The sequence below is a fragment of the Paenibacillus qinlingensis genome (assembly GCF_013204845.1).
Classification (GTDB): Bacteria; Bacillota; Bacilli; order Paenibacillales; family NBRC-103111; genus Paenibacillus_E; species Paenibacillus_E qinlingensis.
Genome location: NZ_JABMKY010000042.1, coordinates 15,358 through 30,309, shown reverse-complemented (window position 1 = coordinate 30,309; position 14,952 = coordinate 15,358). Strand labels below are relative to the sequence as shown.

Annotated in this window: 15 protein-coding genes; 7 read left to right on the top strand and 8 right to left on the bottom strand. The window is 42.6% G+C overall.

Features of this window, described 5'->3' with window-relative positions; translation table 11 throughout:
• Positions 1–702: 702 nt before the first annotated feature.
• From purT to HQN88_RS36565, 4 genes are all read left to right on the top strand, one after another.
• Complete coding sequence (gene purT, locus HQN88_RS36580; RefSeq protein ID WP_173121440.1) at positions 703–1,881, top strand: formate-dependent phosphoribosylglycinamide formyltransferase; 1,179 nt, start codon at positions 703–705, stop codon at positions 1,879–1,881.
• A gap of 56 nt (positions 1,882–1,937) precedes the next feature.
• Entirely contained in the window at positions 1,938–2,411 is a 474-nt protein-coding gene (locus HQN88_RS36575; RefSeq protein WP_056621059.1) for an acyl-CoA thioesterase, read from the top strand.
• A gap of 175 nt (positions 2,412–2,586) precedes the next feature.
• A complete protein-coding gene (locus HQN88_RS36570) occupies positions 2,587–3,402 on the top strand; it encodes a VanW family protein (protein ID WP_173121438.1) in 816 nt (271 codons plus the stop codon).
• On the top strand, positions 3,399–4,181 hold the full coding sequence (locus tag HQN88_RS36565; protein ID WP_173121436.1) for a DUF817 domain-containing protein: 783 nt from the start codon (positions 3,399–3,401) through the stop codon (positions 4,179–4,181). The genes HQN88_RS36570 and HQN88_RS36565 overlap by 4 nt, the downstream gene beginning before the upstream one ends.
• Positions 4,182–4,235: 54 nt before the next feature.
• Here HQN88_RS36565 and HQN88_RS36560 read toward each other — a convergent pair whose 3' ends face one another.
• The 4 genes from HQN88_RS36560 to cysT are packed head-to-tail and all read right to left on the bottom strand — an operon-like array spanning position 4,236 to position 8,103.
• Positions 4,236–5,351: a sulfate ABC transporter substrate-binding protein gene (locus HQN88_RS36560; RefSeq protein WP_173121434.1), complete on the bottom strand. Its 1,116-nt coding sequence runs from the start codon at positions 5,349–5,351 to the stop codon at positions 4,236–4,238.
• A gap of 43 nt (positions 5,352–5,394) precedes the next feature.
• A complete protein-coding gene (locus tag HQN88_RS36555) occupies positions 5,395–6,480 on the bottom strand; it encodes an ABC transporter ATP-binding protein (protein WP_173121432.1) in 1,086 nt (361 codons plus the stop codon).
• The gene (locus HQN88_RS36550) at positions 6,470–7,300 is read right to left on the bottom strand and encodes a sulfate ABC transporter permease subunit (RefSeq protein ID WP_173121430.1); all 831 of its coding nucleotides are present in this window, start codon (positions 7,298–7,300) and stop codon (positions 6,470–6,472) included. The genes HQN88_RS36555 and HQN88_RS36550 overlap by 11 nt, the downstream gene beginning before the upstream one ends.
• Entirely contained in the window at positions 7,297–8,103 is an 807-nt protein-coding gene (gene cysT, locus HQN88_RS36545) for a sulfate ABC transporter permease subunit CysT (protein ID WP_173121428.1), read from the bottom strand. The genes HQN88_RS36550 and cysT overlap by 4 nt, the downstream gene beginning before the upstream one ends.
• 326 nt (positions 8,104–8,429) lie before the next feature.
• Between cysT and HQN88_RS36540 the strand changes: the two genes are divergently transcribed.
• From HQN88_RS36540 to HQN88_RS36530, 3 genes are all read left to right on the top strand, one after another.
• Positions 8,430–9,260 carry an alpha/beta hydrolase family protein gene (locus HQN88_RS36540; protein ID WP_173121426.1) on the top strand — a complete coding sequence of 277 codons (831 nt, stop codon included), beginning with the start codon at positions 8,430–8,432 and terminating at the stop codon, positions 9,258–9,260.
• Between the two features lie 19 nt (positions 9,261–9,279).
• The gene (locus HQN88_RS36535; RefSeq protein WP_173121425.1) at positions 9,280–9,498 is read left to right on the top strand and encodes a YezD family protein; all 219 of its coding nucleotides are present in this window, start codon (positions 9,280–9,282) and stop codon (positions 9,496–9,498) included.
• A gap of 114 nt (positions 9,499–9,612) precedes the next feature.
• Positions 9,613–10,563, top strand: coding sequence for an alpha/beta hydrolase (locus HQN88_RS36530; protein WP_173121423.1), 951 nt, complete (start codon positions 9,613–9,615; stop codon positions 10,561–10,563).
• A gap of 89 nt (positions 10,564–10,652) precedes the next feature.
• On the opposite strand, the gene HQN88_RS36525 is transcribed toward HQN88_RS36530, so the two are convergent.
• From HQN88_RS36525 to HQN88_RS36510, 4 genes are read right to left on the bottom strand one after another with little or no spacing between them, the layout of a single operon-like run.
• The gene (locus tag HQN88_RS36525) at positions 10,653–11,078 is read right to left on the bottom strand and encodes an ester cyclase (protein WP_173121421.1); all 426 of its coding nucleotides are present in this window, start codon (positions 11,076–11,078) and stop codon (positions 10,653–10,655) included.
• Between the two features lie 52 nt (positions 11,079–11,130).
• A complete protein-coding gene (locus HQN88_RS36520; protein WP_173121419.1) occupies positions 11,131–12,282 on the bottom strand; it encodes a Ger(x)C family spore germination protein in 1,152 nt (383 codons plus the stop codon).
• A complete protein-coding gene (locus HQN88_RS36515) occupies positions 12,279–13,769 on the bottom strand; it encodes a spore germination protein (protein ID WP_246320647.1) in 1,491 nt (496 codons plus the stop codon). Before HQN88_RS36515 ends, HQN88_RS36520 begins: the two co-directional genes overlap by 4 nt.
• Positions 13,766–14,860: an endospore germination permease gene (locus tag HQN88_RS36510; RefSeq protein ID WP_173121417.1), complete on the bottom strand. Its 1,095-nt coding sequence runs from the start codon at positions 14,858–14,860 to the stop codon at positions 13,766–13,768. The genes HQN88_RS36515 and HQN88_RS36510 overlap by 4 nt, the downstream gene beginning before the upstream one ends.
• Positions 14,861–14,952 lie beyond the last annotated feature (92 nt).

Below are 14,952 nucleotides of genomic sequence, written 5' to 3'. Positions count from 1 at the left end.
AAGCGTACACACAGCAAGCTCGGCTATTTGTCTCCAGACAAATTTGAATCGCAGTTTTACAAGCAAACAAAACTGATTTCTTAGCTCATTTTTTGTGTCCACTCTATTGACTCAGATACATTTTTCCCCGAAACTCTGATATTAACTGGAGAAAATCCATCTATTCGCTTGTAAACACCTAATAGCGAAAAATTAGATGTATGTTTTCCATTAATCCCTAATTAACAGTGGGGTTTGACCGCCGCCATGCAACGTCGACACCGCGCGCCTAGGATTCGCGAGCGGTTGCAAGGAGATCTGAGGCGTTTTATACGAGTTGCTGCATACGTAATTGCCTGTCACTCCAAATAATGAACTTATCTACGTTTTATCAAGAACTTATCTACGTTCACCAAGAACTTATCTAAGTTTTACCAAAGAACTTATCTACGTTTTATCAAGAACTTATCTACGTTCACCGAGAACTTATCTACGTTTTATCAAGAACTTATCTACGTTCACCAAGAACTTATCTAAGTTTTACGATGAACTTATCTATGTTTTACCAAGATCTCATCTATCTTTTGACCTCAAAATCCAGTACAATAGATCAGGGTCATTCTAGGTAAATTTCGCCAAACTCCGACAATAATCGGATGAACTACATACGTAATAATCATTCATAGCTTGTACTCATTATTCATTTAGGGGGCATATCATCTCATGTACGGAGCACCATTATCCAACAAATCCAAGAAAATTATGCTGCTTGGCTCTGGTGAGCTAGGAAAAGAAGTTATTATTGAAGCACAGCGACTCGGTATTGAGACGATTGCCGTGGATCGTTATGCGAACGCTCCTGCCATGCAAGTTGCGCATCGCAGTCACGTTATTTCGATGTTGGATGGCGAGCAGCTTCGAGCGGTAATCGAGAAAGAACGTCCGGATCTTATCGTACCCGAAATTGAAGCGATCGCGACGTCTGTTCTTGTTGAGCTAGAGAAAGAAGGCTACCGTGTCATCCCGACAGCGACAGCGTCCCGTTTAACGATGGATAGAGAAGGGATTCGACGACTGGCTTCCGAAACACTGGGTTTACGCACTGCCAAATATGAGTTTGCCAATAGTCTGGAAGAATTGCATGCGGCTGTTGCTGTAATCGGGACTCCTTGTGTAATCAAGCCAATTATGAGCTCATCTGGAAAAGGGCAAAGCGTTTGCCGTACGCCAGAAGGTGTAGAAGCTTCTTGGAATATTGCAATGGAAGGCGGACGTGCCAAAAACGCACGTGTGATCGTCGAAGAATTTATCCATTTTGAATCTGAAATTACGTTGCTGACAGTTCGTTCAGTTTCAGGAACAACGTACTGTGAGCCAATTGGTCACATTCAAAAAGACGGTGATTACATTGAATCCTGGCAGCCGCATACGATGTCAGAGCAGCAAATCTTAGATGCACAGCAAATGGCTAAAACGATTACCGACGCACTTGGTGGACACGGTCTGTATGGTGTTGAATTATTCCTAACTGCAGATGGCGTATACTTCAGCGAAGTGTCCCCGCGTCCGCATGACACAGGGATGGTTACGATGGCTACGCAAGATCTCAGTGAGTTCGCGCTTCATGCAAGAGCAATTCTTGGTTTCCCGATCACTGGCGTTCGCTTATTGACGCCAGGTGCCAGTTACACACTGAAAGCCGATCGTGAACAAGTTGAATATACGATTAGCGGCATTGATGAAGCATTATCCGTACCGAATACGCAAGTCCGGGTATTTGGCAAGCCAGAAACCAAAGTAGGCCGACGTATGGCTGTTGCCCTGAGTTCAGGTGAAACTGTGGAAGAAGCACGCAGTCTTGCTAAAGAGGCAGCTAGTAAGCTTACTTTGAATTACAACTAAACTGAATGACTGAAGTGCTGTAGAATGTCTGAAGTCATCATCTGGAGGCAAGCACTATGGAACCTAAAGCAGCAAGACTGTCTCGAACCGTGTTGACAGAAATTATTTTACCAGCGGACACGAACTACCATAACACTGTGTTTGGTGGTCGTGTGATGCAATATATTGATAAAGTTGCTACGATTGCCTCCATGCGCCATTGTCGTAAGAGCGTGGTAACAGCGTCAAGTGATAGTTTGGATTTTTTCGCACCGGTTAAGCTTGGTGAGGCGATTCAGTTGGAAGCATTTGTTACGTGGACGCATCGGAGTTCGATGGAAGTTTATGTGAAGATTGAGTCGGAGAATCTTCTGACTGGTGAGAAAAAACATACAGCCACGTCGTTCCTAACGTTTGTTGCCTTAGATGACGCGGGGCAACCTTGTCCAGTTCCAGGCATTATTGCGGAGACGGATGAAGAAAAAAAGCTGTTCGAATCCGCGGAAGCGCGGTTTACAGCGCGAAAACTTCGTAAGGAAGCCCGACTATAAGTTTTCCATTTGCCTGTTTCAGTTAGCAGTTCCCAACTTGGGAACTGCTTTTTTTCTTTGGGAAGAGTGACAATCTCACAACTTTTTGAATGGTTTAGGAGTCAAATGAAGTGAGGATTGACTGCCTCCATTTTATTTTACAGATAAGGATGAAAATTCAGTGGGACTTGTTGACATGAAACAACGAATAGGCAAACGATTTCCTTTCTTATATAGGCTTCGCGTCCAGCAGCTGATGTTACAACGACGCATCATCAATTTAAATCCCAAAATTAAATATGCTTACGGTAAGAGTGCTCAGCCATTTTCTTACACGGTGAAGAAACACAAATCTATCTTGCGGCGGGTGCTTGGAAATACGGATCCTATTTTACAAGAAAATAAGATCGTGAATTTGAAGATCGCAATTAGAGATGTAGATGGGATTGTGATACATCCCGGGGAGACGTTTTCTTTTTGGAAGCTAATAGGTGTGACTAGTAAAGAAAAGGGGTATATCGAGGGTCTCATGCTGTCTCACGGCGAAGTTCGTGTAGGTACAGGAGGTGGTTTGTGTCAGTTAGCGAATATGTTATATTGGCTTGCTTTGCATACGCCGCTTGTGATTAAAGAAAGACATCATCACAGCTTTGATCTATTCCCAGACGACCGCAGGGTAATCCCATTTGGTACGGGAACGAGCGTATTTTATAATTACGTAGATTTACAATTTTATAATCCAACCGCGAATCGCTTTCAATTTCATCTGGAGGTCACTGAAGCGTATTTAGAAGGAGCGATCAGCTGCGATACGGAATTGCCTTATGATTACCGAGTAAAAGAGAAGAATCACTCGTTCTACCAAACGTCAAACAAGTGGTACAGAGGTAACGAAATTTGGCGGCAACAAATACATAAAAAGGATGATGCTATCGTCGCTGAAGAACTGGTTAACGTGAATCACGCAGAGGTCAAGTATATGAAATCTAACGGAACTCAGGAGAACGAATGAAGAGTGAATATGTCAAGGATTTTCTCATTTTCGGTTGGAAACAAGCGTTATGCTGTATATTTCCTGTTATCATCTTTATGACTTTGGCTGTGTCCAAAGCAGTGCCGTTGCCATTCATGCATCGCTATGATTTCATTTTACTTGTGTGTATACTTGCGCAATTGCTATTGGTATGGACGAGGATAGAGAGCGTAGATGAACTTAAGGTTATTACGGTATTCCACATCATCGGTCTTTGCCTTGAGTTGTATAAAGTACACATGGGCTCATGGTCATATCCAGAAGAGGGTTTGACCAAAATAGCCGGAGTCCCGCTATACAGCGGTTTTATGTACGCCAGTGTCTCCAGTTATGTGTGTCAGGCGTGGAAACGATTTGATTTGCATCTCATTAACTGGCCTAGCAAGTACATGGCGATCTTGGTTTCGATAGGTATTTATGCCAATTTTTTCACTCATCATTTTACATATGATATCAGGTGGATTCTCATTGCATTAATCGTGATTTTGTTTTACAAGTCTCATATTCGATTCACAGTTACAACCCAAACCTATCGCATGCACACGATCCTTTCCTTCATGTTAGTTGCTTTTTTTATTTGGCTCGCTGAAAATATTTCAACCTTTCTTGGCGCTTGGCGCTATCCAGATCAAGAAATTTCTTGGCGGATCGTACATTGGGGTAAAATTAGTTCTTGGTTTATGTTGGTCATTATTACGATCATCATCGTCGCGGAATTGAAGCGTATCAAATATCCAAAGCAAGTGAAAGGTGCGTGAAATAGCAAAACCCCCGGAAGAATGTAGCCTCTGGGGGTTCTTTTTGCAATTCGATTATTTAGCTCCGCCTTCGGCAAGGATAGTTTCCCATATAGCGCCTTTACCGTAAAGATCTTTGTTCACTTTGTCCCAACCACCTAGGTATTCGATATTGAAAAGGCCTGGAGGCGTTGTGTAGTTTTTCTCATATTGCTTAGCGACTTCTGGAAGAACAGAACGGAAGCCTTTGTCAGCGAATACTTTCTGAGCATCAACAGAGAACAAGTAGTCATAGAAAGCTTGAACTGCTGCACGATTACCATGTTTATCGACATATTTATCAATAATAGCAACTGGATTTTCAATGGAAGTCGTGTATTGTGGAATAACTTCAACATATTTCTTACCCGTTTGAATACGAGCAACAAGTTCATTCTCATACGTAATGATCGCATCGCCTACACCTTTATCAAAGGTCGCTAGGGAATCCGCGCCGCTCTTATCGAGAACTTTAATGTTTTTATAAATTTTAGCTACGAGATCTTTGGCTACAGCAGGGTCTTGCTTACCAGCAGCTTCGGAAATTTTGAGTCCAGCACCGTAGACAGCATTGATATCCCATTTAGCACCACCAGATGTACTTGGGTTCGGAATGAGAACTTCAACGCCTGGTTTCGTTAGATCAGACCAATCTTTAATGCCTTTCGGGTTCCCTTCACGTACACCAATAGCGGCGATAGAAGTTGTTACGAAACCTTTTTGTGGCGTTTTTTTCCAGTCATGTGTAATTAGACCTTTTTCCACGATTTTTTGAATATCACCTTCAAGAGAGAGTGGAGCGATATCGGCTTCAAAGCCTTGAATGATAGCTGTAGCTTGTGAGCCGGAAGCTACATAGGACTCTTGGAATTCAACGGTTGTACCGGTTTTCTTTTTATAATCTTCTTTGAATTTTGGTAGGATTACATCAAAGGATTCTTTTAAAATGGAGTAAGCACCGACTGTAATCGTCACTTTCCCGCCATCAGCTTTCGGTGTTGTGCTAGCGGCAGTAGTTGCAGCTGCTGTTGGAGCAGTAGATGGAGCACTAGTACTAGCCGTCTTCGTTGAGCCGGATCCGCAAGCTGTAAGAGCAATACTTGCTGTGAATAAAGCTGCAGTAACTAGGCCAAGCGTTTTGAAATTTTTCATGGTTAACAACTCCCCTTCTTTTCTAAAGCTTATTTGGTATTGGTTATATGAAGACAGGCTGTGGATCTTGTTTGGCCTGATTATCAATCCAGGTTGTACCTGTTTGGGTAAATACAGAAATCTGATGGATAAGAATATTAACTTCATCGCCAACTTGATAAATGCGTTCTTTCACGGGCTGATAGGCGAAAAGCTTGATATGGCCTGTATCCACTTCTAGATACCAGGAATCGCCGCGGAAGTGAACATGCGTTACTTTGCCTTTCTCACCAGCAGTAGCCAAATGACTTACATTGTGCGGACGAACTTCGATGTTCTCTGGACGTATAAGTACATTCACATGAGGAAGCCATTTGCCATCTTGATGAAGATCTGCAAGTGTAGGGAATCCAACAAGTGGTGAATAGGAGGGAAGGACGTTGGATTCACCAATGAAAGAAGCTGCGAACGATGAGGCAGGCTTCGTATAAATTTCCCATGGGCTTCCTTGTTGTTCGATTTTACCGCCTTGAACCAAGATGATTTCATCGGCAACCTCGATCGCCTCATCCTGATCATGCGTTACGAAAAGGGTCGTGACTTTGAACTCGTTGATCAAATTTCGCAGCCAGACACGGAGCTCTTTACGAATCTTGGCATCGATCGCGGCGAAAGGCTCGTCGAGTAGAAGGAGCCGTGGTTCAGGAGCAAGTGCTCTAGCAAAAGCTACCCGCTGGCGTTGTCCACCAGACAGTTGGTGTGGATATTTTCGCTCATGGCCTGCGAGTCCCATTAAGTTAACCAGGTACGTTACGCGATCTTGAATCTCAGCTTTCGATTTTTTGAGCACCTTCAACCCATAAGCGACGTTGTCAAACACCGTCATGTGTTTAAATAGCGCATAACTTTGGAAAACGAAGCCGATGCCTCTTTCTTGAACCGGAAGGTGAGTGGCGAGCTTGCCATCGAAATAAATATCACCGCTAGTTGGGCTTTCGAGTCCGGATAGCATCCGAAGGATGGAGGTTTTACCACCGCCGCTCGGTCCAATCAACCCGACAAGATTCCCTTCTTTTATTTTGAAATTAACATCTTTGATCGCATGAAAATCGCCGAAATGTTTATTCAGGTTGGTTACTTCAATGTGCATGTGGGGATCCTCCTCCATGATTTCTCGTTGCTTCGCTTCTTCGTTTCAACCACTCTAGCGATAATAAAATCGTAATGGAGATGAGACCTAATACGAAGGCCACGCTATTGGCTGCTACGAGCTGGAATTGTTCAGCATCTTGATAGACAAGTGTTGTTGCTGTTTGTGTTTGATTAATGATGTTGCCTGAGACAACCAGAATGGATCCGAATTCACCAAGTGATCGAGCTATCGTTAAAATCAGGCCATACACGACGCCCCAACGAATACTCGGCCATGTTACTTGGAAGAATGTACGTATGGGTCCAGCACCTAAGGTTGCTGAAGCTTCTTCGGATTGTGTCCCAATCTCTTCTAATAAGGGAACAACTTCACGAACCATTAGGGGGAAGGTAATAAACATGGTTGCAATAACCATCCCGGGAATGGCATAAACGATTTTCATATTATGATCTTCGAGGAATGTACCGAGTGCCGTGTTGGGTCCGAAAATCAAGATTACCATTAAACCGACAATGACAGGTGATACCGCAAATGGCAGGTCGATCAGGGCATTGATGATCGGTTTCAACCAACGTGAAATCCATGAACCTCTAACAATTTCTAATGAAATATAAACCCCAATAAGGGCATTAAGTACGGTAACGATACTTACGATAATGAATGAAATCTTCAATGCGTGCAGAGCTTCTGGACGAACAAGTGCATCAAAGAATGCGCCAGGTCCATCTTCAAATGCTCCGAAAGTAATGCCTAAGAATGGCAATATGATTAGTAGGAATATGACCAAAAAAGAAATGCCGATCAGTAACTTTCTCATGCTAGCCGCCCCTTTCCGCGTGTCCATACATGGATTCCCCATAAAATCAGTACGGAGAGTGTCAGGAGGACAAGTGAGATAGCAGCTGCACCTTCAGGATTGTAGTTCTGTGTTTCACCATATATATAGACGGAGGCGACCATCGTTTTTCCGGGTAAATTACCGGAGATGAGGGAGATGGCACCAAATTCTGCAAGAGATCGGGAGAAAGCGAGCATACTACCAGCAATCGTACCAGGTAATAGCGCTGGCAATACGATGCGGTAAAACGTATAGAATCTGTTTGCACCAAGTGTGAAACTCGCTTGTTCTTCTGCTGGATCAATCTGCTCCAATAGTGGTTGAACCGTACGTACTACGAATGGGAAAGTGACAAAGACTAGACCAATAACAATTGCTGTTTGATTGTAAAGCAGTTTGATTCCTACCGAGTCTAGCCAAGCTCCTAGTGGACTTTGTGGTCCTAGTAGGGTGAGGAACATTAAGCCTGCAACGGAAGTAGGTAGTGAGAATGGCAGATCGACCATGCTGTTCAGAATGCTCTGTCCCCGGAATCGATATCGGACTAGGACATAGGCGATTATCGTTCCTACCACTGCTTGAATGACCGTTGCAACAATACTTAACTTAACTGTTAATACAATTGACTTCCATGCTAAAGGTCCTGTGACTTCTTTCCAAAAAGGTTCCCAGCCGAGTGAAAATCCTTTGACGTAGATGGTGGCAATGGGGATAAGAAGAAGCACAATTAAGTAGCCTATAAGCACGGATCGAACCGTCGCTTTAAAAACCTTGTTACGCATGGAGCACCACCTATTCTCATAAAGCATACCAACTTACTTGGTTTTATTAAAATGACTATAACAGCGTCAGGATTATTCTGTCAATAAGTAATTTTGGGGTAAACAGGTGATGTTAAGTATTTATTTTTCCTATAATGGTAGAAAGTCATTTTCGAAATAGGAACATACATTGTAGGAAAAATCTTTAACAATTTTTATGAAAAATGTTTGGTTAATTAAGTAAAACATTCATTGACACAAGTAGCATCCCATGCTAAGATTGGTTTACATTTTAATTCCGAGTAAAAAGATAAGATTAATATGAGTAACGAAAGGGAGTTACCAGCATGGAGCATGCCATCACGATTCAAAGCGACGATGTCGAATTAGCCGCAACATTACATTACCCTACACAGCAAACCACAGCGGTTCAAGCCGATTGTCAACGTTGGCCCTTAATCATCATTTGTCACGGATTTATTGGGAGTCGAATCGGTGTTGACCGGCTTTTTGTAAAGGCAGCTCGTACTTTCAGCGCACAAGGTTTTTTTGTACTTCGTTTTGATTATGGTGGCTGTGGCGAGAGTACAGGGGATTATGGCGCAGGTGGGCTAGATGTACTCATTGAACAAACCCGACGAGTTATTGATTATGGTGTTTCGATTGATTGTGTGGATCTGAGTAGAGTGATTCTGCTTGGACATAGCTTAGGCGGTGCCGCGGCAGTGTTAACAGCAGCGAAGGATCATCGTGTAAAAACGCTAGTTCTTTGGTCGGCTGTTGCCCATCCACACAACGATATTATGCGAATCGTCGGAAAAAACGAATACGAGAAACTGCCGTTGGGTGGCTCGATCGATCATCATGGCTATAAACTAACAAGTCGATTCTTCGAATCTTTATCGCAGCATCAACCGTTTGAACAATTACGTAAATTTACTGGCGATGTATTTGTTCTTCATGGAACAGCAGACGAAACCATACCTGTCGATTATGCGCCGTTATATCAGAAGATGTTCTGGCTGCGCAAAGAAGGTCAATGTGACCTGGAGCTCGTTTATCAAGCAAATCATACGTACTCGACGACACCATCAACGACTGAATTGCTGGAGAAAACGGGAGATTGGCTGAACTATACGTACAAACGAAACAAAGAGTGGAACGATTGGACAATTTAAATGACTTGGAGGCATGACGATGGCGAAACCACTGGAATTAGATGAAATTTGGGTAGAGCGCATTAAGCAAATTTTAGATGGACTCGAATATGGTTCAGTACAAATTGTGGTTCATGATGGTAAGATTACACAGATTGATAAAACAGAAAGAAAAAGATTTGAAACGACGGCTGCTCCGCAAGCGCAAGCTACATTACAAGCGGTGAAATCGACGAGCAAACAAAAGAGTAAAGCTTAGCCTTATCCATGCACTTATACATCAGCCCTCATTCCTGTGGAATGGGGGCTGTTTTCATTCGTCAGAAGACGTATACTAATGTGGAGTAGAAGCGAGATTTGGAAGGAGAATCTTATGCGTAAAGGTCACTTTATTCGAGAAGATGCGCAGGGAATCAAACACTATGTGTACGAGTGGCTGCCTTCGGAAGACGTGGGATTCAAAGGGATTGTGCAGATCGCACATGGGATGGCAGAAACTGCCGCCAGATATGAACGATTAGCTGAAGTTTTGACAAAGAACGGATACGCCGTCTATGCAAATGATCACTTGGGGCATGGCCAAACGGCGGGTTCCCTGGAGGCCGTGGGTAGGTTTGGCAAAGATAGCTTTCATTCCATGGCTGATGCAATGGGGCAAATAACAACGGAAATTCGTACACGTTATGAAGATGCAGAACTGCCGTTATTTATGTTAGGGCATAGTATGGGGTCATTTTTAACGCAGTATTATATGGGATCTTATATGGAGCGATACCCGACACATGTTCAAGGGATATTATTGTCTGGCTCGAATGGAAAAGAAGGTCCAGCTCTGCATATTGGAATTGGGATTGCAACGTTGGAAGCAGCAATTCGAGGAGATCATTTTAGGAGTGTCCTGTTGACCGCACTTTCTTTCGGATCGTTTAATACGAAGTTCAAGCCGAATCGTACACCATTTGATTGGTTGAGTCGCGATGAACATGAAGTTGATGCATACATCAATGATCCGTATTGCGGCGGGATTTTTACATCGGGATACTTTAGGGATTTCTTCAAAGGATTAATGGAAATACATACTCCCCCTCATTTGGCTCGTATTCGCAAGGAGATTCCAATTTATATTTTCTCAGGTGAGGATGATCCAGTTGGTGGGCAAGGAAAGGGCGTTCGCAGTTTAATTAAGACATATGAAAAGTTAGGGATACAAGATATCAGCTATAAGCTATATCCAGGTGGCAGGCATGAGATGTTGAATGAAATTAACCGCGATGAGGTAATGAGGGATATTGTTGCAAGGTTAGATCGTTGGATCGCGAAGTGAAATAAGCTGTTCCTTTTCGGCCTGATGGCTTGTGGGGAACAGCTTTTTTGGTGACGGTTTGAAATGTCATAGTGTAAATTTGCAAGTTGCTACTTTGCATTCTGCTCGAGTTGCACACGAATGCCTGCACGATCGATTTGAATCCAATATTCTACGATTTTGCCATGCTCAACGCGATAAACGGCGCTAGCAATTTCAATAATTGGTTTCCCTGTAGGTGGGTAGCCATCAACTTCTCCAACATGTATACCCGTTTGCTTCCAGCGAACATAGACACGATCTTCCTGTGAGAGGAGCTCCTGAATCTCTAATTGAAAAGTACCGTAAGCTTCAAGCATCTCTCTAACATGATCAGCGTAATTGGTCGGCGTCCGATGGACGGTTTTTTCATTTTCAGCTGTCATTTGATGGGCTAGAACCTGTTCGGCCATGTAATCTTTAGCGTCGTCAGGCTGTTTACCGGAACGGACGAGATTAAAAAACTGACGAACCACTTCTGATGGTGATAATGACATTGGAGTATCTCCTTCAACGTAGTCTTTAAATAGCAGAGAGAAAAGGGTATTCTCAATTCGCTCTTTCTTTGTACTTTCCAGTATGCTGCAAGTTAACCTTGACGAGTACTTTATCGAGGGAATTGGCATCTAGATTGAAATCGCTATTCTTGTCCAGTTCATGCCACTTTTTCGGATAGTTTCTATAAAGCCTTTCTCCTAATTGCAGCACATCTATTTTCTTCTTAAGTCCAACCGCAAAGGTTTTTCTAATCTGATCCTCAACGACTTGATTTGCCATCGACTCCATTTCTTGAATAGAGGTGTCCTTAATAATTTCATCAACATAGGCATTAATATTTAATTTAATTGTGTAGTACACATTCCCATCCTGAATGATGGGGATAATACGCGATTTCGGTTTAACCAATACGATTGATGCGACAGGGTTGTTGGTATCTGGAATATTGATAAATGAACGATCCAGTTTTTCTTGCAACCATCGAAATCCTTCAAGCTCTTTTTCGGACATCCAACCTAATAGCATTTCATGGCTATAATAAAACGCTCCGTCGATTCTAAACATCGATTTCGAGTTTTTGTCTTCGGTCCAAGCTTGCTTATCAATGGAAATTGAAGGCAGCATAGCCGATTGCCCTGCCTCATTAATCTCTGAGATAACTCGGAGTCCCTCATGCGGCGTAATAAAAGATCGCTGAGAATAGACTTGGAAAGGAGAATCCAACAAGGAGTCGATGGGGGACATATTCAAAATTGACTTTTGTACAAATATATCATTGATTGACTCTTTTGTACCATATAGCAGTACGTTATAACGGATTTCACGATATCGGTTTATCATATCGTAAGCTTCTTTGACCTTTTCAGTTTTTTTAAGATACCTTTCTGTGCACACGATTGCCTTTACATGTCCCCAAAATACTCTTAGCTGGGAAGTGGCGTAAATCTCGTTAAAAGCTTCAGTAACCGTGATTCCTTCCCCTTTTCCAACCCATACTGGAATATTTTTGCCTACTTGGGTTGAATCGCTTTTGGCCAAACCAGCAAAATTGAGTATTTGTACGTAAGTGATAAATTTCCCGTTATCGAAATCTAGCCCAACTGCAGTGACATAAGCCATATTTTGAATATCCTTCGAATTCCAACAACCGGTAAGGAGAAATAGGTGCACTGCTATGATAAGAAGAAGCCCCAATTTCCTCATTCTGCGTCTTTTCCTTGATGATCTGGATCAATCGGGTTCAGTTCTTGAGGGCGATATTTCATTTTACTCCAAGGTAAATTCAAAAAACTGCTCAATAACTCTTTGTAAACAGGTGGAGACAACGGAGCTAAGAATGGGATGCCAAATGATCTGAGTCTGGACATATGGAACCCCAACAATATCATGCACAGAATGAGTCCGTACATCCCGATGATTGCTGATGCTAGAAAAACAATCAATCTGATGACACTTACAACTGAGCCCAAGTTCTGATTGACAAGCGTAGCCCCCATGATCGCGGTAATGGCCCCAACAACAACGACAGAAGGTGAAACCAACCCCGCACGTATCGAAGCGTCACCAATTACCAACCCGCCGATAACTGTTAAAGTTTGCCCAATTGCGTTGGGCATTCGAACACCAGCTTCTCGAAATACCTCTATGAGGAATAACAGTGTAAGCATTTCCATCTGAGCTGAAAAGGGTAATCCAATGCGTGCAAGCGATATGGTTGACATGAGGCGAAACGGAATTTGATCTTGATGAAAGGCAGTGAGGGCAACCCAGAATCCAGGCAACACAATTGAAATCCAAAAACTAATAAAACGGATCAGTCGCGCGAACGACACTACTTGAAAGGAGAAATGAATATCCTCAGGTGATTTTAAAATCAAAGAAAAAGTTGAAGGTGCAATTAGAATTAACGGATTCCCGTCGACGATAATGATAAATCTGCCAGCCAGTAAGGAACTAACAGCGAAATCTGGTCTGCCAGACATATCATTTAATGGGAATAATGAATACTTTGAATCGGCAATAGCTTCTTCGATCTGACTGATACTATAAATGCCATCCACATCGATCTTATTCAAGCGAGAACGAATTTCAATTAGAATGTCTGGAGAAAGAATGTCTTGAATATACATGAGTCCGACTTTCGTTCTTGTTCTTCTACCTAGAATGAACGTCTCGCAGCATAATGAATTACTCCTAATTCGTTTGCGAATCAGAGCGATATTTGTAGTCAGATCTTCAACGAACCCGTCTTTTGGGCCTTTGATGGAAATTTCGATACTGGATTCCTCTGGCGTGCGTTGGGGGCGATTGCAAATATTAAGCTTATACATCGCATCCGATGATAAGAAGATAAGAAGAAGATCCCCTTGAAAGACCGCGTCCGTGATTTCTTCCTCAGTTGCTTCTCCATCAAAGGAAATGAGTGGTAATGCGCCGAGCACATAGCCGTTCTGCAAATATTCGAAGCCGTTATCTCGATATATCGTATTCAATTCCGGCAGGATGACTTTACCTATTTGAGCGCAATCGCATAATCCTTCTGCATAGATCATCATAATCGTAGATGATGGATCATCCTCAGCAAAAAGCTGAACTTGAATTTGCACATCGGAGCAATTTGCGAATAATTGCCGCAACATATGCTCCTTCGATACATCGCTTGTTAAAGTATGTTTAACGTTCAAGTTCAAATCATTCCCTTCTTGTTGGTTTTGGTCATCCATACAATGACAACTAATACGATCGTTATGATTAAGTTGGTAATCAAAAATACGGGGAAATAAATCTTATACATCCACAAATAAAACGGTGTATATTTGGTTACAATCCAAGAAAAAGCAAGATAGCCAAGCGTTAAAATCAGAATGAACCGATTGCGCGGTTTTGCATTAGTAAAGGCAAACAAATCAGCCAATATATACAGAGAGAGGCTTATACGCACGGTTGCGCCTGACAACCATTGGAACACCGACAGAAAGTCGACATGTTCGAAATAAGCGCCAATTTTGACAAGACGCCATTGTTCATATGGAGAAACCATCTGTTTGGCTGCTTCTTTGGGGCCGAATTCCGTGATCGCTCCGATAATTGGACCTAATGTGATATACACTAGAATAATTCCGAGTAATATCATCTGCCAAAGACGAATTTTCGATTTCAGCCGATGCTGGAGCATAAGCATAAACATGATTTCTACTAGAGCGCCTCCTGAATAGATCATCCCGTCCAATGCAGGCTTCCAGCCAAACTCAAGGAAAGGCTTAAGCAACGCATAATCTTTCTCCGATGTATTTGCAATGGATACGAAATATCCCAAGAAAACAACGACGGGAAGCAGGATGCCTGCATTGATCGCGATCGTCTGAATGCCATGCTTGGCTGAATAATAGGAAACCAAGAGTAAAGCAATTAACAGTACAGATGGAGGGGTTGCAGGTAAATAATTCGTAACCGTCCAAACCTCCGTATGAATGACGGTCATACTTCCGATCATGAACAACTCTATACAGATTGGTGTTAGAATCAGCCAAGCGATAAGTGGATTCGTCTGGTTCGTCAGCCATGTCCGCAGCTTCTGTTGGCCTGTTTTTTTCATAATATAAACAAGTAGGGCACACCATGGTATATAAAGGACGCTCGTCATCAAGATCGATATCCAAGCATCTCTCCCCGATGCATCTAGCACCAAGGGATTAGCAATAACATGACTGGTTAAACCATTGAACAGCATCATGACCATGATGATCGATACCATTCCGATTTTCCCTGTTGATTTATCCATATTGTGTTCCCCTTTAACAGTTACGAATGGATCGTTATCCTGAAGGTGATTTTTTTGTAATATTTCCATTTATTACATTTTTCATTCGCTCG